General features: G+C 69.6%; 19 protein-coding genes. 5 read left to right on the top strand and 14 right to left on the bottom strand.

Annotation, left to right across the window (positions count from 1 at the left end; all coding sequences use genetic code 11):
* Positions 1-2: 2 nt before the first annotated feature.
* The 13 genes from ACZ5CW_RS03800 to ACZ5CW_RS03860 all read right to left on the bottom strand — a co-directional run bounded on the left by ACZ5CW_RS03800 (position 3) and on the right by ACZ5CW_RS03860 (position 11037).
* The gene (locus tag ACZ5CW_RS03800; RefSeq protein WP_468598062.1) at positions 3-584 is read right to left on the bottom strand and encodes a hypothetical protein; all 582 of its coding nucleotides are present in this window, start codon (positions 582-584) and stop codon (positions 3-5) included.
* Between the two features lie 34 nt (positions 585-618).
* Positions 619-1212, bottom strand: a complete 594-nt coding sequence (locus ACZ5CW_RS03805) for a pilus assembly protein TadG-related protein (protein WP_468598064.1) — start codon at positions 1210-1212, stop codon at positions 619-621.
* Positions 1212-1397: a hypothetical protein gene (locus tag ACZ5CW_RS03810; protein WP_468598065.1), complete on the bottom strand. Its 186-nt coding sequence runs from the start codon at positions 1395-1397 to the stop codon at positions 1212-1214. The genes ACZ5CW_RS03805 and ACZ5CW_RS03810 overlap by 1 nt, the downstream gene beginning before the upstream one ends.
* Before the next feature lie 122 nt (positions 1398-1519).
* Complete coding sequence (locus tag ACZ5CW_RS03815; RefSeq protein ID WP_468598066.1) at positions 1520-2281, bottom strand: response regulator; 762 nt, start codon at positions 2279-2281, stop codon at positions 1520-1522.
* Positions 2278-3567, bottom strand: a complete 1290-nt coding sequence (locus ACZ5CW_RS03820) for a sensor histidine kinase (protein WP_468598395.1) — start codon at positions 3565-3567, stop codon at positions 2278-2280. The genes ACZ5CW_RS03815 and ACZ5CW_RS03820 overlap by 4 nt, the downstream gene beginning before the upstream one ends.
* Positions 3568-4093: 526 nt before the next feature.
* Positions 4094-4981 (bottom strand): DUF5936 domain-containing protein, encoded by an 888-nt coding sequence (locus ACZ5CW_RS03825; protein ID WP_468598068.1) that lies wholly within the window; start codon positions 4979-4981, stop codon positions 4094-4096.
* Positions 4982-4997: 16 nt separating this feature from the next.
* On the bottom strand, positions 4998-5942 hold the full coding sequence (locus tag ACZ5CW_RS03830) for a type II secretion system F family protein (protein ID WP_468598069.1): 945 nt from the start codon (positions 5940-5942) through the stop codon (positions 4998-5000).
* 12 nt (positions 5943-5954) lie between these two features.
* On the bottom strand, positions 5955-7292 hold the full coding sequence (locus tag ACZ5CW_RS03835; RefSeq protein WP_468598071.1) for a CpaF family protein: 1338 nt from the start codon (positions 7290-7292) through the stop codon (positions 5955-5957).
* Between the two features lie 85 nt (positions 7293-7377).
* Positions 7378-7719, bottom strand: coding sequence for a TadE/TadG family type IV pilus assembly protein (locus tag ACZ5CW_RS03840; RefSeq protein ID WP_468598073.1), 342 nt, complete (start codon positions 7717-7719; stop codon positions 7378-7380).
* 1 nt (position 7720) lies between these two features.
* The gene (locus ACZ5CW_RS03845) at positions 7721-8104 is read right to left on the bottom strand and encodes a TadE family protein (RefSeq protein WP_468598075.1); all 384 of its coding nucleotides are present in this window, start codon (positions 8102-8104) and stop codon (positions 7721-7723) included.
* Between the two features lie 7 nt (positions 8105-8111).
* Positions 8112-9362, bottom strand: coding sequence for an AAA family ATPase (locus tag ACZ5CW_RS03850; protein ID WP_468598077.1), 1251 nt, complete (start codon positions 9360-9362; stop codon positions 8112-8114).
* 9 nt (positions 9363-9371) lie between these two features.
* Positions 9372-10079 carry a Flp pilus assembly protein CpaB gene (gene cpaB, locus ACZ5CW_RS03855; RefSeq protein WP_468598078.1) on the bottom strand — a complete coding sequence of 236 codons (708 nt, stop codon included), beginning with the start codon at positions 10077-10079 and terminating at the stop codon, positions 9372-9374.
* Positions 10080-10194: 115 nt separating this feature from the next.
* The gene (locus ACZ5CW_RS03860; protein ID WP_468598397.1) at positions 10195-11037 is read right to left on the bottom strand and encodes a hypothetical protein; all 843 of its coding nucleotides are present in this window, start codon (positions 11035-11037) and stop codon (positions 10195-10197) included.
* Positions 11038-11360: 323 nt separating this feature from the next.
* Here ACZ5CW_RS03860 and ACZ5CW_RS03865 point away from each other — a divergent pair, with 323 nt between their 5' ends.
* The 5 genes from ACZ5CW_RS03865 (at position 11361) to ACZ5CW_RS03885 (ending at position 20355) form a co-directional block, all read left to right on the top strand.
* The gene (locus tag ACZ5CW_RS03865; protein WP_468598079.1) at positions 11361-13082 is read left to right on the top strand and encodes a chitinase; all 1722 of its coding nucleotides are present in this window, start codon (positions 11361-11363) and stop codon (positions 13080-13082) included.
* Positions 13083-13242: 160 nt separating this feature from the next.
* Complete coding sequence (locus ACZ5CW_RS03870) at positions 13243-13791, top strand: hypothetical protein (RefSeq protein WP_468598080.1); 549 nt, start codon at positions 13243-13245, stop codon at positions 13789-13791.
* Positions 13788-14432: a hypothetical protein gene (locus ACZ5CW_RS03875; RefSeq protein WP_468598082.1), complete on the top strand. Its 645-nt coding sequence runs from the start codon at positions 13788-13790 to the stop codon at positions 14430-14432. Before ACZ5CW_RS03870 ends, ACZ5CW_RS03875 begins: the two co-directional genes overlap by 4 nt.
* Positions 14432-19195 carry a putative T7SS-secreted protein gene (locus ACZ5CW_RS03880; protein WP_468598083.1) on the top strand — a complete coding sequence of 1588 codons (4764 nt, stop codon included), beginning with the start codon at positions 14432-14434 and terminating at the stop codon, positions 19193-19195. Before ACZ5CW_RS03875 ends, ACZ5CW_RS03880 begins: the two co-directional genes overlap by 1 nt.
* A 950-nt stretch (positions 19196-20145) precedes the next feature.
* Positions 20146-20355, top strand: a complete 210-nt coding sequence (locus ACZ5CW_RS03885; RefSeq protein ID WP_468598084.1) for a hypothetical protein — start codon at positions 20146-20148, stop codon at positions 20353-20355.
* A gap of 4 nt (positions 20356-20359) precedes the next feature.
* Here ACZ5CW_RS03885 and ACZ5CW_RS03890 read toward each other — a convergent pair whose 3' ends face one another.
* Positions 20360-20578, bottom strand: coding sequence for a hypothetical protein (locus ACZ5CW_RS03890; RefSeq protein WP_468598086.1), 219 nt, complete (start codon positions 20576-20578; stop codon positions 20360-20362).
* Positions 20579-20585 lie beyond the last annotated feature (7 nt).

A 20585-nucleotide genomic window follows, 5' to 3' on the forward strand; every position in this document is an offset into this window, starting at 1 on the left:
CCTCACCCGGAGATCTGAATGCCGGCACTGGAGAAAGTGGGCAGCTGGAGGGTCACCTCGGTGGTGTTCGCGGGTGGGGAGGGGAACTGCATGAACACCGGCAGGGACTGACCTGCCTGGAGTGTGCCGAGCCCTGTCGTGGTGAGGGGGCGGCCTTCTGTGTCGCGCAGTACGTAGTAGCGCTTCTTGCTCTTGGAGTCGACGAGGGTGGCGCCGCCCAGGGAAAGCCCGTGCTTCACGATCTCCGTTTCATCGCCGCTCATTTGTGGCGGTACGACGACTGACTTCGCGCCATCATTCTTCAAGTTGCCGCTCACCGTGACAAATCCACCCGCGTCGCGCTGCGCCGAAGTGATCTGGAGAAGCAGGCCCTCGGTTCCTTTGAGTTCAGCCAGAGGGGCTTCGGACTGCCCTTCTTGAGCACTCGGATCCGATCCAGCGCCTTTGGGTGTGGAAGCCGATGCCTGGGGCTTCTTGTCGTCGCCTCCACCACCACCGCAGCCGGCCACACTGACGGCGAGGCCGACCACAAGGGTCAGCGCGACCATCCCCTCGCGGGCCTTCGCAGTGAACCGAATGCTCATCGCTCCGCTTCCTTCTTCCCTCGTCGTTCGCTTGTCAGTCGGCCAGGTGAACATCGAAGAGGTCCTCGGGGCCGGGGAGCCCTTCCTGGTCATCCGGATCCAGCTCCCAGGCCGTGCCGTCACAGGCGAGCTGAGGCAGTGCTTCACCGTCGGCGTCCTCGCCAGGGAGCTTGAACTTACAGAGTGGCTCGATCTCGGCAATGGCAGAAGCCGTCGACCTGATCCCCTCGGTAGTAGGAACGACGGAGTCGCCGACAGGCTTGTTGGCCGTCACTCTTGCCTCGTACTTGAGGGGCGGGCGCGGAAAGCAGCCATCCAAGCGGGCATCGTTCTGCGCGGCAAGCTGTCCGGCGTGCCGGCACGGGTCGTCCAAGGCTGGTTTCCCATCGAAGATGTCCTGCCATTTGGTGGGGTCCCGCAGGTCTTGCAACCACAGGCCCGCCAGTTGATCCCGTGCATCCTGGGCTGCTGCCAGTGCTGCCGCATCAGCTGCTGTCTGTGCACCGCTCCGGTTCACGGCGGCTTGACCAACCGCGAGGTATGCGAACGCAAGAAAGAGCAGACCCGCCACCACCGTGATGTAGATGGGGAAGGCCTGCCCTGCGTCCCGATGCCTCGGCAGAGGCATCAAGTGATTTCGTTGATCTTCGCAAGAATCTTCTGCAAGATCGACTGGCCGATGCTGGTACCCGTAACCGCCAGCACGATCGCCACAACCACCGCGATGATCCCGAGGTACTCGACGGCGGTCTGCCCCTTGTCGTCGCTGCGACGCTGCATGGCCACCATCAACTTCAGCATCCAGTCGCTCATGGTGCTCCCCTCCGGCTTCGCTTCGGATCCCGCAAACGTAGGACCCGGCCCGACCTTTACCGAAGGGCCCCAGGGCCCAACTCCGGGCCCATCCGGAACCGCCGCTGACGCGTGTCGGCATCTCAGGACACCCCCAGCCACTTGGCGGTCGCCTGGGATCTGGTGGTGGTGTGGAGCTTGGCGAAGATGCGGTTGATGTGGTTCTTGACCGTCTTCTCGCTGATGAAGCAGGCGGCGGCGATCTGCTGGTTGGTCATGCCGGACGCGATGAGGTCCATGATCTCCGCCTCCCTCGCACTCAGCCGGAATCGCGACCGGAACGACTCTCCCACAGATGATTGCAATTGCGAAAGAGGCGCGGTGATGATTTTGCCGGAATCGGCGGGCAGTTGAGCCGACGCGTGTGCAGGTGCACTCTCTCTCAGCTCGGTCAGTAACGCCTGCGCCGCCCCCGGCGTCACATGCGGCCGCCCCTCCCGTACGTCCCGCACCGCCCGTACCAACTGCTCCGTCGTGAACTCGCCGTGCACCAGGTATCCCCCCGCCCCCAGCCGCAGCGCCTCCCGCACCGTCTCCGCCTCATGGCTGTAGGTGAGCATCATGACCGGGGCCAGCCGCACCAGGTGCGGCAATGCCGAGATTCCGTCGACCCCGGGCATGCGGACGTCGAGGAGGATGACGTCGGGCCGGTGCCGGAGTGCCGCTTCGTAGGCCTCTCGGCCGTCCGCCGCCTGCGCCACCACCGTGGTGTCCGCACGGCCCGAGAGCAGCGCGGTCAGGCCCGCACGCACCACGGGGTTGTCGTCGGCGACCAGCAGTCGCAGGGGCGCGGCGGCGGGCGTGGGCGGCGGGAAGTCCGGCCGGGGGTGGGTGTGCCGCGTCATCGGTGCCTCCTGTCGGGGTGTTCAGGGAAGCCGTCGACGGGGAGGGCGGGGACTCGGAGTTCCACGCGCACCTCCGTTCCCCGTACGTGACCGCACCGGCCGATACGGATACGGGCACCCGCCTGCGCGGCTCGTTCGACCATGCCGACAAGGCCGAAGTGGCCGGCAGCGCGGAGGTGTTCGAGTGTGGTGCCGGGCGGGAGACCGGTGCCGTCGTCGTGGATCGTGAGGCGGAGCAGGTCGCCGTGGACCGAGGCGCGTACGTCGACGCGGGTCGCGGACGCGTGGCGGTGGGCGTTCTCCAGGGCCTCCTTGGCGATGGCCAGGAGGTGTCGGGTCAGGGGTGCGGGCAGCGGGGGGAGGACGGCGGGGTCCGGCCAGTGGCAGGTGACCGGCAGGGCGGTCCTGGCGGTGAAGTCGTGGATGTGGTCGTGCAGTTCGTGCCACGGCGTCGCCTCCTCCGGGCCGGCCGGACGCTCCCGTCGCAGGTCCGTCAGCAGCTCCCGCGACTCCGCCGCCGCTCTGCGCGCCGAGCGGGACACCAGTTCCGCCTGCTGCCTGATGCGGACGGGATCGGGGGCGTCGGCCGAGGCGGTTGCCGCCAGGCCGTCCGCGGCCAGGGCCACTCCGTACAGGGTCTTGGCCACGGAGTCGTGCATCTCGCGGGCCAGCCGGGCGCGCTCCGCGCTCACCGCCTCCGCCGCCGCGAGGCGGGCCTGTGCCGTCGTCAGGGCCTGGGTCGCGGCGCCGAAGCGAAGCATCAGGTTGCGCAGGGTCGAGCCCATGGCACCGGCGATGACACACAGGCCGGGCAGCAGCAGGGTCTCGACGACAGCCGCGTGCCGGTCGGCCTTCAGGGTGGCGTGGACGAGGAGGAGGATCAGGGACTGCAGGGAGGCGAAGCAGGCCGCGCCGCGCCAGCTGTAGACCAGGCCGGCCAGGAGCGGGGTGCAGACGCTGACGTAGGCGAGAGTGGTGTCCGGGCCCGCCGAGATCAGGAGAAGGGAACCGAACAGGGTGTCGGCGGCCAGGAGGCTCGGGTGGCGCAGGAGCAGGGGGCCGAACCGCTCCCAGTCGCGGAAGAGCACGTAGGAGGCCATGAAGGTGACGACCACGGCCGCGCCGACCAGACGGGCGCCCAGGCCGGGGGCGGCGTTGAGGAGGGCGGCGGGGGCGGCCAGGGCGATCATGGCGAGCCGGAAGCCGAAGACCTGCCGGCACATCGCCTGCAGCGCACGGACCTGGATCTTCTCGGACGGCTCGGTGCGGGGCACGGTTCGGTCCATGCCGACCTCGGCCGCGCCGGCACCGTCACCGTCGGCCACGGCCGGGGACGAGGACGGGGGCACCGTCCAGTCCACGTCGCCCTCGGCCCGGGACGCCGTCCGGGGCAAGTCCGCCTCTACCAGGGGCACCGTCCGGGGCACGACGGCCTCGGCCCGAGACGCCGCCCGGTCCACGCCGACCCCATCCGCTCCGGCACCACCAGCCGAGGCTGACGGCACCGCCCAATCCACGTCCGCCCCGGCCAGGGGCACCGCTCGATCCACGTCGACCCCGGCCCGAAGCACCGTCCGGTCCATCCCCACATCCGCCGCCGCCACCGGCGCCTTCACCGACTTCGCCGCCGTCCGCGCAGACGAAGCCCTCTCCCCCTTCGCCCCCCTCGAAGTGCGTGCGAGCCAGTCGGTGGCCCCCCTCAGCCACCTCCCGAAGGGTGGTCCTCCGAAGGGCGGTCCCCCGAAGGGCGGCCCTCCGACGCGGCCCGCGCGCCTCTCGCGCCCCGCCAGCCCTGTCACCGTCATGCCCGCCTCACTCCCCCGTGAGCGAACCGAAGTCCACCCCGGAACCCAGCAGCAGGCCCGCACCCAGGAGGAGCATCGTCGCCGGGACCATGAACGTGGTGATCATCAGCGTGGCCTTGGGCACCGCGCGGGCGGCCTTGCGGCGGGCGTTCTGGGCGTCGGTGCGGCGCATGTCCTTGGCCAGGGAGACCAGGGTGTCCACGATCGGGGCGCCCAGTTCCTCGCCCTGCTGCAGCGCCGTGACGAACATGGCCACCTGCTCGGAGTCGTTGCGCCGGCGCAGTTCCGCGAAGGCCTGGCGGCGGCTCATGCCGAGGTCCATCTGGCGGAGCGTGATGCGGAGTTCGTCGGCCCACGGGCCCTCGTAGCGGGAGGCGACCCGGTCCAGGGCCTGGCGGAACCCGAGGCCCGCGCTGACCACGACCGCCAGCACGTCCAGGAAGTCGGGCAGCGTGCGCTCGATGACGTCCTTGCGGACCCGGATCGCCGACCAGATGCCGACCTCCGTCCAGAGCGCCCCGAACAGCAGCAGGAGCAGGGCGACGAACCACTGGCCGCGGAGCAGGAAGACCAGGAAGCCCACGCCGCCCAGCGCGCCGTAGACCGCGCGGCGGGCCGCGTAGCGGTCGATGGTCAGGCCGCCGGGGTTGCCCGCGAGGTCGATCCTGCGGCGGTACTTGGCGACCAGGCGGGGGCCCATCAGGCGCAGCACGGCCGGGGCGTACCGCATGCCCATGCGGTCGATCACCGAGCCCACCGCGCCGGTGCGGGTGGCGCCGACCTCCAGGGCCACGGCGAGGTCACCGGGGAGCTTGGCGTCGGCGCGGTACATGCGGATGCCGGCGAAGGCGCCCCAGACGCTCAGGCCCATCAGCAGTGCGAGCAGGAGTCCCATGGAGTCCGAGCCCTCCTCACACGTCGATCCGGCTCATGCGCCGGATGAGGACGAAGCCGACGGCGTACATGGCGAACGCGATGATCACGCAGGCCTGGCCGACCGGTGAGCCGGTCATGCGTTCCAAGGCGCCGTCCTTGACGCCGTTCATCAGGAACAGGGCGCCGACGCCGAGGACGGGGACGGCGTACGACGTCATGGTCACCTGGGAGAGCTGGGTGCGGATCTCGCGCCGGGTCTCCTTGCGTTCCTCCAGGGTCTCGGTCAGGTTGCGCAGGGCGGAGACCACCTGGCCGCCCGCCCTGTTCGACAGCACCAGGGTGGTGACCAGGACGACCAGTTCACGGGAGGGGAGGCGGTCGGCGAGTTCGCCGAGCGCGTCGTCCAGGGAGTGACCGACGGCCAGCTGGTCGGCGACCTTGGCCAGTTCCTCGCCCGCGGGGGCCTCCAGCTCCTCCGCCGCCATGCCGATCGCGGTGCGCAGGGCGAGGCCGGCCTGGGTGGCGTTGGCCAGGATGCGGGCCAGTTCGGGGAGTTGGTTGATGAAGCGTTCGATGCGTTTCTGGCGCTGCCAGTTGAGGAACTGCACCGCCGCCCAGACGCCCAGCAGGCCCGCGAGGGGGCCGAAGAAGGGGGCGAGGGTGGCCTGGCCGATCAGCCAGAGCCCGGCGACCACGGCCAGCATGCAGACGAAGAACTCGCCCGGCGTGACGTCCAGGCCGGTCGTGGCCAGGCGGAGTTCGAGCCAGCGGCCGAAGCGGGTGCGGCGCAGCCGCCGGTCGAGATCGCGGAAGCGGCGCCGCCGGCCGGCCGCCGGGGGTGACCCGGTGTGTGTGAGGCGGTCGACGAGGGCGGCGCGCTGGGCCCGGCCCGAGGCGTAGGCGTGCACGCCGGCCACGGCCAGGACACAGGTCAGCAGCGTCACGCCGAGGGTGAGCTGGACGAGGGTGTGGAGTTCCATGGGGTGGCCTACCTACCTGGCTTCTCGGGTGGCGAGCTGGTCCGCGGAGTGGGCGACGCCGAAGGCCTGCGGAACGGGCTGGCTCGCCATGTACAGGCGGTCGGCGGTACGGCGGGGCAGCGGGAAGTACTGAAAGGCGCCGTACACGCGGCCTTCCGGGGTCATGGGCCGGGCGTCGAAGCGGGCCGCGGTCGCCAGCCGGTACGGTTCCCCGCCGTGGCTGTCGAGCAGTGCGATCTCGGTGATGCGGCGGGCGCCGTCGGCGAACCGGGTCAGCTGGACCAGGACGTCGACCGCGCTGTTGATCTGGTCGTGCAACGCCACGAAGGGGACCTCGACGTCGGACATGGAGGCGAGGGTCTGCAGCCGGGTGAGGGCGTCCTCGGCGCTGTTGGCGTGCACGGTGGCGAGGGAGCCGTCGTGACCGGTGGACATGGCCTGGAGCATGTCGAGGGACTCGCCGCCGCGGACCTCACCGACCACGATCCGGTCGGGACGCATCCGCAGGGAGTTGCGGACCAGGTCGCGGATGGTGACCTGCCCCTTGCCCTCCACGTTCGGCGGGCGCGACTCCAGGCGGACGACGTGCGTCTGCTGGAGCTGGAGTTCGGCGGAGTCCTCGATGGTGATGATGCGTTCGTGCGGCGGGATCAGCCCGGAGAGCGCGTTCAGCAGGGTCGTCTTCCCGGTACCGGTCGCGCCGGAGACGATGATGTTGAACTTCGCCTGCACCAGGCCCGCCAGCAGATAGACCATGTGCTCGTCGAGCGAGCCGAAGCCGATCAGCTCCTGGAGCGTGAAGGACCGCGGGAAGCGGCGGATGGTCAGGATGGGCCCGGTCAGCGACAGCGGCGGGATGATGACGTTGACACGTTCGCCGGAGGGGAGGCGTGCGTCCACCATCGGGTTCGACTCGTCCACCCGCCGGTTGACGGTGGAGACGATCCGCTCGATGGTCTGCATCAGCTGGTCGGCGGAGGCGAAGCGGAGCGGCAACTGCTCGACGCGGCCGCCGCGTTCGACGAAGATCGCGTCGGGGCCGTTCACCATGATCTCGGTGATCGACGCGTCCTCCAGGAGCGGTTCGAGGATGCCGAGGCCCAGCGCCTCGTCCACGACCCGGCGGATCAGCTGGGAGCGCTCCACCGTCGACAGCACCGGGCCCTCGCGGCTGATGATGTGCCCGAGCACCCGCTCCAGCCGCGCCCGGCGCTCGGCGGCGGCCAGCGAACTCATCTCCGCGAGGTCGATCTCCTCCAGCAGCTTGGCCCGGTAGGAGGCGACCAGATGCCCGTCCTCGCCCCGGCTGCCGTGCTCCTCCGGAGTGTTGATACGTGCCCGCAGGCTCATGGTCCGCAGCTCCTCGGTCCTGGTCAGTGGTCGAGCGGGTCCTGGTCGGTGGTCGGCTGAGTTCTGGTCGGGGTCCGGGTCCTGGTCAGTGGTCGAGCGGCATGGTGGCGGTCTTGGTGGCGTCACCGAGACCCCAGATGATCTTCGGGATGCGGACGGTGGCGGTCACGGTGACCGAACCGTCTCCCTCGGCGGCGGAACAGCTCACCTGCATCCCGCCGCTCACCGCGTCCGCGCAGGCCTGGGCGTACGGCTGCTGCAGGGACGCCGCCCGCGCCCCGGCCCGGGCCGCCGTACCGGCCTGCTCGGCGGCGTAGGCGACCGCGCCGATCTGGAACCCGGCCAGCCCCACGATCAGCAGGACGGGGATGAACCCCAGGTACTCGATGGCCACTTGTCCCCCATCGCGTCCACGGCGGTACGACATCTCAGCGCTTCACCTCCTCCACGGCGCCGGCATGGCCGTGCACCGTGACCGGGAAGTCGATGGATCCGGGAAAGAGCACCGGGACCTTGAGGTCGACGTCTGCCGTGACATAGCCGCTCCCGTCGCAGCGCCGCACGGTGGCGCCCTCTCGCCACGCCCCGGACAGATGTCGCAGAGCCGCCTGCCGGCACACGCCGAACCGCTCCCCCCGGGCCGCCGCCGTCCCCGCCCGCACCCCCTCGTCGGCAGCATTCCCCGCGAGCGTGTAGGCGTACCCCACGAGCACGGCCTGCCACATGAGCACCAGCGTCAGGACGATCAGCGGAGCCATGCCCAGGAACTCGATGCTGACCTGCCCCCGATCCCCACCGGGCCGTCTTCTCACCGCGCCCTCACTCCTTCCGCCGCCGAAAGCTCACCGACCCCCGGTCACCGCGCGCCCGTCCGCTCCCGCGATGTGAGGCGCCCTCGGCCGCCTTCACCAGCCCCAGCTCCCCCGCGAGCGCCCACAGGGCCTGCTTCACCGTGCTCTTGCCGTCGAGTTCATGGACCCGGCCGGCATCCACGACCCCTTGCAGCTCCTTGAAGGCCGCGGGGACGGCGGTGCGGGCGAGGGCCGTGCCGGTGATGCGCTGCACCAGGGCCGGCTGGATCTCGGTCTGCCGCGTGTGCCGGTTGACGACAGCCGTCGTCTCCTCGGCCTTGCGGACCTGGAGCCGGTCCCACATCCGCACCGTCCGCTTGGCCGCGCGTACGGCGATGACGTCCGGGGTGGTGACCAGCAGGGCCGTGTCGGCCATCTCGACGACCGCGGCGCCCGCCCCGCTGAGCTGGGAGCCGCAGTCGATGACGACGACCTCGTAGCGGGAGCGCAGGGCGCTGACGATCTGGCGGGCGGCGCGGTCGGTGACCTCCTCGCCGCGTTCGCCCTCGCCGGGGGCTAGGAGCAGGGCGAGGCCGGTGTCGTGGCGGAAGACGGCGTCGGCGAGGACGCGGGGCGAGATGTCGGTGATGGTGGCCAGGTCCACGACGGACCGGCGGAACTGGATGTCCAGGTAGGAGGCGATGTCACCGGTCTGGAGGTCGAGGTCCACCAGGGCCGTGGCGCGGCCGGAGGCCTGGGCGGCGAGGGCCAGCTGGATGGCGGTCAGGGTGGTGCCGGTGCCGCCCTTGGCGCCGCTGACGGTGACGACCGTGCCGCCGACACCGCCGAACGCGTCGGCGCCGTGCCCGAGGTGCCGTCGCACGCCGGCCGACCACTGGGCCACGGCCTGGACGCGGCCGGCGAGTTCCTCGTACGACAGCGGGAGCGCGACCAGGCCGCGGGCGCCGGAGTCCATGGCGGCGGCGAACAGGCCGGGGCTCGCGTCGGTGGTGACGAGGATGACGCCGACGGCCGGGAAGCGCAGGGCGACCTCGCGGATCAGCTCCAGGGCCGGGACGGGTCCGATGCGTTCATGGACGACGACCACTTCGGGGAGTTCGTCGATCGACTCGGCGGCGAGCCGGGCGAGGGTGTCGACCAGCTGGGTGGAGTCGGTCGCCGGTGGCTGCGGCTCGGCGTCGGGGAGCTGGCTGAGCAGGGTGGTGAGGGAGCGGACGGCGTCCGGGTCCGCGCCGGCCGGGAGGATCCTGGTGGGCATGGCCGCCTCTCACTTGTCCGTCGCGAGTTCGTAGGTGCGGTCCTTGTCGGGGACGCTGGTCTCGCTGCCCGGGGCCACCAGCGCGAGCCGGACGCGCTGGGCGAAGGACTCCGCGTAGGTGATGCGCTGGGCGTCGAGGGTGGACAGCGCGAAGGTGATGGGGACGGCCTCGGTGGGCTGCTGCTGGTTCTTGCTGCGGTCGGGATCGAGGGCGGTGATGTGGCCGACGTCGAGAACGCGGGCATGGGTCACGATGATCTTCGACTGGTCGGGGTCGCCTTCCTTCTTTCCCTCGAAGGTGGCATAGACGTTGACGCGCGAGCCGGGCGTGATCTTGCCGGCGACGCCCGTGGCCGCGTCGATCATGATGGCGACCTCCTGCTGTCCGGGCTGGAGGGCGGGCTGGTCGACGATCATGTCGGTCTGCAGGAGGGAGCCGGCCCGCAGGGTGGTCACGGCGATCTTGCCCCGGATCCGGCGCAGATCGGTGACGGCGTTGTCGGACAGCCACCGCTCGGGCATCGTGATCTTCTCGAACTGGCCCGTGTTCAGCGCGGTGTACGGCTTCACCTCGGACCTGACCCGGTAGGCGGTGACCTCGGGACCGACCTTGGAGTTCGCGTCGTGGACGACGGAGAGCACACCGGCGAACGCGCCGAGAGCGCACAGGACCGACAGGATCAGGAGTATCACGCCGCGGCGCTGACGGGAGTTCATGAACCGTGCAACCTCATTGGGGGAATCGGTCGAGCGGGATGTGGGTGGGTCCTCGGGCCGGTCGTGCGAGTCATGGGGGCGGGGTCGTGCGGGTCAGGGGGCGGGGTCGGGCCGGTCAGGCGGGCGTGCGGTGTTCCAGGGCGCGTGGCGTGGGTGGTTCGTGGACGGGCGGGGTGGCCGAGCAGAAGACGCAGCGGTCGCCGATGACGTCGAGACCGCACCAGTGACAGCTGGTCTGCCGTACGGAGGTCACCAGCTGGTAGAGCACCGACAGGTCGGCGAGGTAGCTGCAGAACTCGATCATCCGGCCGGTGCCCCACCACACCGGGGACTCGGCGGGCAGCGGGGTCTCGCGCAGGCCGTGCGCCTTCCAGGCCGTGCCGAGGCCCGTGGCCCAGTCGCTCTGCAGCTGCCCCTTGGCGACGAGCATCCAGGTGTTGAACTCGGGCCCCTTGAGCGTGGCCCCGGGACCGATCCGCACGAGCTGCGGCTCGGGGTGGGCGAGGACCGCGAACTGGCTGCCCGGTACCCAGGACTTGGCGTGCGCCTTCAGCCCGACCGGGACGCGGTCCAGCTTGGCGACGGAACCGAGGACGGCGCCGGCGTGGAGGTAATGGGTGAGCAGGCGTCCGGCGGAGGCCAGTACGCCCGGGCTCAGGTCGCAGGAGGCGAGCTGGCGCAGCTGGCGGGCCAGGACGGCGACGGCGAGGGGCGGCAGCTCGGGCCGGAAGAAGGCGATGCGGTCGCTCTCCAGCAGCGAGCGCAGGGTGTGCAGCCGTCGTACGACGGGCTCCGGGGTGGCCGGTGAGCAGACGACGACCAGGTATCCGTACTGCTCGGTCAGGGCGTGCAGGTCGGTGAGGGCCTGGTCCAGCGGCCGCTGGTCGAGGTCGCGCAACACGACGGCGGGCATGGTCCGTTCGTCCTGCGCCGGCAGTGCCATGTCGGCACTGGTCACGGCAATGGCAGTTGGCACGCGCAGCTCCCCGCTCTTCACACCCGCCGGCCCACCGGTGTAACTCCAATGCGCCAGAACGACTTCATTGCGTGACTACGTGAGCACTGTATCCACGGCCGTATGACCGGAGAACAGCGTTTGTGAAGCTCGCGTGGAACTCTCTCGGCGCAAGTCCCGCCAAAAGGGGACAGGTTGCGTCGACGGGCGGAGACGGTTTTGGTCTGGACCTCTTGACACCAGGATTGGTCTGGACCAACTTGTACGCCAGCGGTGGCCACCGTCCCTCACCCTCTCCCCGCCGAACTCCCCCACCGGAGGCTCCAGTGGACCGCGCACCAGGCATACCCAGATCCCGCAGACGGCGGCTCGCGACGTGGTCCGCCGCCGGCGCCCTCGCCCTCTCGGTCGCGGGCCTCGCCGCGGCCTCCCCCGCGTCCGCGGCGGACGTCAACAACGTCAAGAACGCGGGCTTCGAGTCGGGTCTGGGCAACTGGACCTGTACGGCCGGCAGCGGCACGACGGTCTCCTCCCCGGTGCACGGGGGCTCGTCCGCCCTGAAGGCGACCCCGGCCGGGCAGGACAACGCCAAGTGCACCCAGACGGTGGCGGTCAAGCCCGGCTCGACGTACACGCTGAGCGCATGGGTCCAGGGCGGATACTCCTACCTGGGCGTGACGGGCACGGGCACGACGGACGTCTCGACGTGGACGCCCGACGCCCCGTCCTGGAAACAGCTGTCGACGACCTTCACCACGGGTGCCTCCACCACCTCCGTGACGGTCTATACCCACGGCTGGTACGGCCAGGCCGCCTACTTCGCCGACGACGTCTCCGTCTACGGGCCCGACGGCGGCGGTGGCGGCGACCCGGCCCCGACCGTCCCCGCCGCCCCGGCCGGCCTGACGGTCTCCGGCACGACGTCCTCGTCGGTCTCCCTGTCCTGGTCGGCGGTGTCCGGCGCGACGGGCTACAACGTCTACCGCAACGGCACGAAGGTGACGGCGGTGACCGGCACCTCCGCGACGGTGACCGGCCTCACCGCCTCCACGTCGTACTCCTTCCAGGTGACGGCGACCAACGCGGCGGGCGAGTCGGCGAAGTCGGCGACGGTGACGGGGACGACGTCCGCGACCGGCGGCGGTGGCGGTGGTGGCGGCACGGTGCCCAAGCACGCCGTGACGGGCTACTGGCAGAACTTCAACAACGGCGCCACGGTCCAGAAGATCTCCGACGTCCCCTCCGCCTACGACATCATCGCGGTCGCCTTCGCGGACGCCACCTCGACGCCGGGGGCGGTGGCCTTCAACCTGGACTCGGCCGGCCTCGGCGGCTACACGGCCGACCAGTTCAAGGCGGACATCAAGGCCAAGCAGGCGGCCGGCAAGAAGGTCATCATCTCGATCGGCGGCGAGAAGGGCACGATCTCGGTCAACGACGCGGCCTCGGCGTCGAACTTCGCGAACTCCGTCTACTCCCTGATGCAGACGTACGGCTTCGACGGCGTCGACATCGACCTGGAGAACGGCCTCAACGCGACGTACATGACCCAGGCGCTGCGGTCCCTGTCGTCGAAGGCGGGCTCGTCCCTCGTCATCACGATGGCCCCGCAGACGATCGACATGCAGTCGACGTCGAACTCCTACTTCCAGACGGCCCTGAACATCAAGGACATCCTCACGGTCGTCAACATGCAGTACTACAACAGCGGTTCCATGCTGGGCTGCGACGGCAAGGTCTACAGCCAGGGCTCGGTCGACTTCCTGACCGCGCTCGCCTGCATCCAGCTGGAGGGCGGCCTCGCCCCGTCCCAGGTGGGCCTCGGCCTGCCGGCGTCACCGAGTGGCGCGGGCAGCGGCTACGTCTCCCCGACAGTGGTCGACAACGCCCTGGACTGCCTGGCCAAGGGCACCGGCTGCGGCACCTTCAAGCCGTCCAGGACCTACCCCGACCTGCGGGGCGCGATGACCTGGTCCACCAACTGGGACGCGGCCTCGGGCAACGCGTGGTCGAACGCGGTGGGGGCGCATGTGCACGCGATGCCGTGACGTGAGCGACCGCTGACGTACCCGCCTTCCGGCATGCGGCGCCCGGACCTGTGAGGGTCCGGGCGCTGTCGTGTGCGCGGGGGTGCCCTTCGGCCATATCCGAGCGGTCGCCCGCGTTCTGCGTTGCGACCGGCAAAAAGCCGATGTGATGATCCGGGGCATGCCTGAACAGGGGGGCGCCGCCGGACCGGCGGCAGAAACACCCAGGTCTCGGCTGTACGACTACGTGGACCTGGCCCGCGCCGACCAGCGGGAGACGACCGGACCCGAGGCGTCCGAGGGCACCGCTTCACCCTCGCATGCAGCAACCCTCACCGACGCTTCGACAGCCGCCGAGCGCAGACGCCGCGAGTTCGCGGTGCTGCTGGGCGAGTTCCGGCGTACGGCCGTACTCGTACCTCTCGACGCCGAAGACGGAAACCCGCTGGCAGCCGATTTCGGCGGTGTCCGTTGGATCTACGCCTTCTCCGACGAGCGGGCCCTGGCCCGTTTCGCGCTCGCGCGAGGCGAGGGCGACCGGGAGTGGGCCTACCAGCGGTGGCTGGGGGCACGCCTGCTGGACGCCGCGGTTCCCGCCGTGGGCGTGCCGTGCGGGGTGGCCCTGGACGTGGGCGGCGAGGGGGAGGGCGCGCTGTTCCCGCCGGTGCGCGGGATCGTGCCGGACGGGGCGGCTGTCGATGTCGAGGCGCAAATGGGGGACGAGGCGTGAGTGGTGACGGCAAGGACCTGAAGACGGACGGGTTGGGTCTGATCGCCAAGGGCCTGACCGAGGCGCTGGGTGAGCTGAAGGAACTCGGCATGGTCGGTGAGGCCGGGGCCGGGCGCGGGTTCGGCGACCTCGCGCTGTCCGGGCTGGAGCTGGGCCACGAGGGGCTGACGGGCGAGTTCAAGTCGTTCTGCGAGCGCTGGGAGTGGGGCGTGCGGTCGCTGATCAACGAGGGCAACGGGTTCGCCGAGAAGACGGGGCTGGCGGCGGGGACGTACTACGAGAACGACCAGTACGTCGCGGGCACCTTGAAGGTCGTCGAGAACGCGGCCATCGGCAATCCGTACGCCTCCGAGGAGGAGGTCGAGGCGATGGGCTACGGCGAGATCGCCACCTCCGGTGCCTACGGCGGCGACGTCGACTACAGCAAGGAGTCCTTCGAGCAGGCCTGGGCCAACAGCAAGCAGGGCTGGAAGGACGCCGGCCGGGACGTGGGGACCTCGCGGATGCTGGGGCCGTTGAGCCCGGACGCGGAGATGTTCGGGATGACGGACACCGAGTACGCCCAGTACCTGGACGACCACTTCGGTCCCTCTCCCGAGGAGCGCGCCGAGGCCGCCGGGCAGCAGGGCGGTGAAGGCTGATGGGCATCCTCGGTGACATCGGCGACGGCCTGAACAAGGGTCTCGGCTACGGCGAGCACCTCTACGACGAGGGCAGGAAGAAGGTCGGCCAGGGCGTCGACTTCGCCACGAACAAGCTGGGCGACGGCCTGGACCGCGTCGGGGCGCACGACTGGGCGGACGCCGTCGAGGACTGGGGTGACGACCTCGCCTCCGACCTGGGCGCCACCCCCGGCGAGCAGCAGCTCGGGCAGAGCGAGGAGGCCGACGAACTCGTCCACGGCAGCCCCTCGAAGATCCGGGAGAGCGCGGGGCACCTGCGGGACTTCAACGGCGCCTTCGACAAGGTGAGCCGGGGGCTGAAGAAGGTCGACTCCTCCGGCTGGAAGGGCGAGGGCGGTGACGCCTTCCGGGAGAAGTTCGGCGTCCACCCCGCCAAGTGGGCGCACGCGGCCGAGGCCTGCAAGGAGGCGGCGGGTGCCCTGGAGTCGTACGCCGACACCGTCACATGGGCGCAGGGGCAGGCGAAGGAGGCCATCGAACTCTACAAGAAGGGCGTGAAGGCGTCCCGGGACGCGGTCGACACCTACAACGACAAGGTCGACGCCTACAACGCCAAGGTCGAGGCGGACCAGGACCCGGGCCCCAAGCCCGGACCGTTCCACGACCCCGGCAAGGCCGACATCAAATCGGCTGTCCACAAACTCGCCCAGGCCCGCAAGCAGCGCAACACCGTCGCCTCCGAGGCACAGGGCAAGGTGAAGGCGGCACTCGCCCGCGCGCCCGCCGAGCCCCCGCCGCTGCAGCGCCTGGGCAACAACCTCTCCGACAATCTGCGGGCCACCACCACCGAACTCACCCACTTCGGCGGAGGCGTTCTCAAGGGCGGGGCCGGCCTGGTCAACTTCGTCCGCGGCCTGAACCCCACCGACCCCTACAACCTCACCCACCCCGCCGCCTATCTGCAGAACGTCAGCATGACGCTCTCCGGCCTGACCTCCACCGTTGCGCACCCCGAACGAGCCGTCCAGGCCGCCGCCGAAGGCATCAGAAAGGACCCCTCGGAGTTCTTCGGCCGCATGGTCCCGGAGCTGGTCGGTACGAAGGGCACCGGGCTGGCCCGCGGCGGGATGCGGCTCGCGCTGAAGGAGGGCGCGGAGGGCCTCGCGGAGCAGGGACTGCGCAAGACCGCCCGGAACGCGGTGGAGAAGGGCGCGGAGGACGCCGCCGGGCCCTCGGCTCGGGGACGGGTGAGCGAGGACCCGCACCAGCCCTCCCGCGAGGGCAACGCGGTGGAGAGCAAGGGCACCGACCCCATCGACCTCGCCACCGGCAGGATGTACCTCCCGCAGACGGACGTCACCCTCCCCGGCACCCTGCCACTCGTCCTGTCCCGACGGGTGGAGTCCGGCTACCGCCTCGGCCGCTGGTTCGGCCCGTCCTGGTCCTCCACCCTGGACCAGCGCCTGGAGATCGACGCGGAGGGAGTCGTCTTCGTCACGGAGGACGGCCTGCTCCTGTCGTACCCCCACCCGGCACCAGGCGTACCGACTCTCCCGAGCCACGGTCCCCGCCTCCCCCTGGACCGGGTGGACGACGGCTACACGATCACGGACCCCCGCAGGCAGTGGACCTGGCACTTCGCCGACCGAGGCGTCGGCCTGGCGGTCCTGGAACAGGTGGACGACCGCAACGGCGACTGGATCACCTTCGAGTACGACGCTCAGGGCACCCCACTGGGTGTCTTCACGAGCGCCGGCCAAGGTGTACGCATCACCACGGAAGCGGGCCGCGTCACGGCGTACCGATTAGAGGCCACGGGCGAGGAGCTGAAGCGCTTCGCCTACACGGACGGCAACCTCACGGAAGTCGTCAACTCGTCCGGCCTCCCGCTCCGCTTCACGTACGACGACTCGGGACGAGTCACGTCCTGGACGGACACGAACGACCGCGGCTACACGTACGAGTACGACGACCACGACCGCTGCGTCGCGGAGGGCGGCGCGGCCGGCCACATGGCACTGCGCCTGACGTACGAGGACCCGGACCCGACGACGGGCCTGCGGACCACGACGGCGACGACGGGCGAGGGCCACACGCGCCGCTACCTGGTCAACGATGTCTGGCAGGTGGTCGCGGAGACCGACGCCCTGGGAGCTACGACCCGTTACCACCGGGACCGCTACAACCGTCTGCTGTCCACGACGGACCCGTTGGGCCGCACGACCACGTTCGAGTACGACGAGGCGGGCAACCTCACGCGGGTGGTCCGCCCGGACGGCCGCGAGGCGAAGGCGGAGTACAACGCCCTCGGTCTGCCGGTGAAGGTGGTGAACCCGGACGGCACGGTGATCCGCCAGACGTACGACGAGCGGGGCAACCGCACGTCGGTGACGGACCCGGCGGGCCGGACGGCTTTCTTCACGTACACGGACGCCGGCCATCTGACGACCGTGACCGACCCGCTCGGCAACACCTCGAGGGTGGTCTGCGACCGCGCGGGCCTCCCGGTGGAAGTGACGGACCCGCGGGGAGCGGTGACCCGCTACGAGCGGAACGCGCTCGGACGCCCCGTCACCATCACGGACCCGACCGGTGCGACGACGGCGCTGGAGTGGTCGATCGAGGGCCACCTGACCCGCCGCACGGCCCCCGACGGCACGGCGGAGACATGGACGTACGACGGCGAGGGCAACTGCATCAGCCACACCGACCCCCTGGGCGGTCTCTCCCGCTTCGAGTACACCCACTTCGACCTGCTCACGGCACGCACGGACCCTGACGGGGTCCGCTACGAGTTCGCCCACGACACGGAACTACGCCTGACGAAGGTCACGAACCCGCAGGGCCTGACCTGGACCTACGAGTACGACGAGGCCGGCCGTCTGGCGACGGAGACGGACTTCGACGACCGCACGCTGACGTACGGGTACGACGCGGCCGGCCACCTGACCTCACGCAGGAACACCCTCGGCGAGACGGTGTCCTTCGAACGCAACGAACTCGGCCAGGTGCTCCGCAAGGACACGGCGGGCCGGGTCACGACGTACGCCTACGACCTGACCGACCAGCTCGCCCAGGCGACGGGCCCGGACGGCACGACCCTGATCCTCCTCCGCGACCGCTACGGCCGCCTGCACTCCGAGACGGTCGACGGACGCACACTGACGTACACGTACGACGCGCTGGGCCGCCGCACCGGCCGCACGACCCCGACCGGCGCCGAGACGACCTGGTCGTACGACGCGTCCGGCCGCCGCACGGGCATGGTGGCGTCAGGCCGGTCGATCGACTTCACGTACGACGAGGCGGGCCGCGAACTGACCCGCCACATCGGCGGAACGATCGCGATGGAGCACACCTTCGACGCCTTGGGCCGCCTGACGACCCAGTCGGTGACCGGCGCACAGGGCCACACGGTCCAGCACCGGGCCTACACCTACCGGGCCGACGGCAGCGTGATCGGCATCGACGACCATCTCTCCGGCACCCGCCGCTTCGACCTGGACACGACGGGCAGGGTGACGGCGGTCCACGCGACCGGCTGGACGGAGACGTACGCCTACGACGCGGCAGGCAACCAGACCCAGGCGTCCTGGCCCTCGGACCACCCGGGCGCCGAGGCGACGGGGCCGCGCACCTACGTGGGAACCCGCATCACCCGAGCCGGCACCATCCGCTACGAACACGACGCCCTGGGCCGCGTCACCCTCCGCCAGAAGACCCGCCTGTCGAGGAAACCGGACACCTGGCGCTACGCATGGGACGCCGAGGACCGCCTGACCACGGTGGTGACCCCCGACGGCACCCGCTGGCGCTACACCTACGACCCCCTCGGCCGCCGCACGGCGAAACTCCGCCTCGCGGACGACGGCGAAACAGTGCTGGAGAGGGTGGACTTCACCTGGGACGGCACCACCCTCTGCGAACAGACGACCACGTCCCCCGACCTCCCCAACCCGGTCACCCTCACCTGGGACCACCAGGGCCTGCGCCCCCTCACGCAGACAGAACGCATCACCTCAGCCGACGCCCCCCAGTCGGAAATCGACTCCCGCTTCTTCGCCATCGTCACCGACCTCGTCGGCACCCCCAGCGAACTCATCGACGAACAGGGCGACATCGCCTGGCACACCCGAAGCACGCTGTGGGGGACGACGGCTTGGGCGGCCACTAGCACCACCTACACGCCTTTACGCTTCCCGGGCCAGTACTACGACCCCGAGACGGGCCTGCATTACAACTGCTTCCGTCACTATGACCCCGAAACTGCCCGCTACCTCACGGCCGACCCACTCGGGCTCATCCCGGCACCGAACCCTGCCATCTATGTAGAGAACCCATTCATTCGGAGTGATGCCCTGGGACTAGCACCGGACTGCCACCCGAATGAATCGACCTCGGGCTTGGAGCGCCGAACTACAAACACGGGCCCCTTCTCTGAACTGCAGGTTGCCATGCAGAAGCGGGTGGTGCACCAGGTGGCCGAGCAAGCTGGAGTGGGGCTCGATGGAGTGAAAATTAAGATCAACCGAGACACAGATCTGATCGGACGTGGACTCTACGGACACACATCACCTGACCGCACTATCACTTTGTATCCCGACGCGTTCACTTCTAAGGAAGACTTGGTTCGAACGATCGGGCACGAACGAATGCACGTCATGCAGATCGATCTACACGGCAGCGCTTCCTCACTGGAGCAAGAGGCCGCATGGGAGCGGGCCGCTTATGGATCAGAGGACCAGTTCTGGAACTACTACAATGGAAGACTGAGCCAGTGACTACCCGAACCGCCTGGCTGAAGACACTCTCACGACTAAATCTCGATACCGATGAAGCAGCCACCGAACCGTGCCCACATTGCGGCAGACATCAACTAAGCACACGGTACGTTGTGGACCCGGAAAGTCGCCTCGGATATCTCCTCTTCTGGTGCGACGCATGTCTACATGGTGTCACCGTATCTCGAGTGCGAGCCCCTGACGAAGCACCGATCTACCCCATCGACGATCCTGCTTCGGTAGCCGAGGTTCCACAATTCGAGCGTGATGAGTGAGCCGAACGCCGACTCCTCTCAGGTATCGGACAATTCACAAGAGATGGAGAAAGTCTATATGCGGCGAGAGATAGCCTAGAAGTTTCCTGAAGACGGAGACGAACGGCATTGCGGCCAACTACGGCACCGATGTGGTCTGGACGACCGAGAGGATCCTTGAAGATGACCAATCCATCCACTGCAATGAGAGGTTCCGAGTCCGCCATGCCCCACTGGTCCCGGGCCGTAACGGGACAGGATTGGGCCACTCTCCTGGAGCAAGTGACCCCTCATCCTTCGAAATGCTTCAGCACTTCTTGCCCAAGTCTGCCAATCACCCTGTCACCGGCTCCCGGCCGACCCACACCTGGAAGCGACTAGCGTGGTACCTGCTCGTAGGCCGCCGAACCAGCCCGGCTACCGCCACAGCGCGACCACGCCTCATGCCAACCATGCATACCTAGCCACCCCAGGGGCCCAACACGCCTAGAACCAGCGCCTCTTGGGGCCGCTCGCTCGCTTCCGACCCGTGTTGGAGTGAGCCGAGTCAAGGGTGGCCCGGAGGGTCATCGCCGAAGGCGACGCGCAGCGCCCTTTACTCGGCTCACGGAAGCACGACACCGACCGAGAAGCGAGCGGCCCAACGGTCACCTGTTCACTCCCCGGCGAACAGCTCCGCCGCGTCCGATCATGGCCGTGAACGCCACACCCGGCGAGGCAGCCGTTCTCGCATGCCGGCTCAGGGATCGCTATGCGCCCTCACCTGACCTGGTGCACTTCACCAGCGAGAGAGCCTTGGAACTGGGCGTCACCGAGCACGGGCACATCCCTGCGGTCGGAGACGTGCACGAGATCGCGCGCGTGCTTCAGGCACACCTCGACGAGTTGGAGGCCGAGGCGGCCTGAACGCTCACTCCTCGGCAAACAGCTCCGCCGCGTCCACCGCGTGCACCGCCCGTCGCATCCACAGCACGAGCAATTCCTGGCTGCCACAGGCGGCCACACGTGACCGGACATCGCTGGCGATCGGGATGCCGCGCCACTCCAGGATCCGGAGGAGCACTTCACGATCAGCCTGAATGCGCCGGTATCTGCGCCAGTACGCGCGGACCTCGCCATCGCTAGGCATTTGCACG

Source organism: Streptomyces sp. NPDC031379 (assembly GCF_055569615.1).

What these genes read in the sequence shown, in the direction of transcription:
- ACZ5CW_RS03800 (WP_468598062.1), bottom strand. Translation starts at nt 584, where the DNA reads ATGAGCATTCGGTTCACTGCGAAGGCCCGCGAGGGGATGGTCGCGCTG.
- ACZ5CW_RS03805 (WP_468598064.1), bottom strand. Translation starts at nt 1,212, where the DNA reads ATGCCTCTGCCGAGGCATCGGGACGCAGGGCAGGCCTTCCCCATCTAC.
- ACZ5CW_RS03810 (WP_468598065.1), bottom strand. Translation starts at nt 1,397, where the DNA reads ATGAGCGACTGGATGCTGAAGTTGATGGTGGCCATGCAGCGTCGCAGC.
- ACZ5CW_RS03815 (WP_468598066.1), bottom strand. Translation starts at nt 2,281, where the DNA reads ATGACGCGGCACACCCACCCCCGGCCGGACTTCCCGCCGCCCACGCCC.
- ACZ5CW_RS03820 (WP_468598395.1), bottom strand. Translation starts at nt 3,567, where the DNA reads ATGGACCGAACCGTGCCCCGCACCGAGCCGTCCGAGAAGATCCAGGTC.
- ACZ5CW_RS03825 (WP_468598068.1), bottom strand. Translation starts at nt 4,981, where the DNA reads ATGGGACTCCTGCTCGCACTGCTGATGGGCCTGAGCGTCTGGGGCGCC.
- ACZ5CW_RS03830 (WP_468598069.1), bottom strand. Translation starts at nt 5,942, where the DNA reads ATGGAACTCCACACCCTCGTCCAGCTCACCCTCGGCGTGACGCTGCTG.
- ACZ5CW_RS03835 (WP_468598071.1), bottom strand. Translation starts at nt 7,292, where the DNA reads ATGAGCCTGCGGGCACGTATCAACACTCCGGAGGAGCACGGCAGCCGG.
- ACZ5CW_RS03840 (WP_468598073.1), bottom strand. Translation starts at nt 7,719, where the DNA reads ATGTCGTACCGCCGTGGACGCGATGGGGGACAAGTGGCCATCGAGTAC.
- ACZ5CW_RS03850 (WP_468598077.1), bottom strand. Translation starts at nt 9,362, where the DNA reads ATGCCCACCAGGATCCTCCCGGCCGGCGCGGACCCGGACGCCGTCCGC.
- cpaB (WP_468598078.1), bottom strand. Translation starts at nt 10,079, where the DNA reads ATGAACTCCCGTCAGCGCCGCGGCGTGATACTCCTGATCCTGTCGGTC.
- ACZ5CW_RS03870 (WP_468598080.1), top strand. Translation starts at nt 13,243, where the DNA reads ATGCCTGAACAGGGGGGCGCCGCCGGACCGGCGGCAGAAACACCCAGG.
- ACZ5CW_RS03880 (WP_468598083.1), top strand. Translation starts at nt 14,432, where the DNA reads ATGGGCATCCTCGGTGACATCGGCGACGGCCTGAACAAGGGTCTCGGC.
- ACZ5CW_RS03890 (WP_468598086.1), bottom strand. Translation starts at nt 20,578, where the DNA reads ATGCCTAGCGATGGCGAGGTCCGCGCGTACTGGCGCAGATACCGGCGC.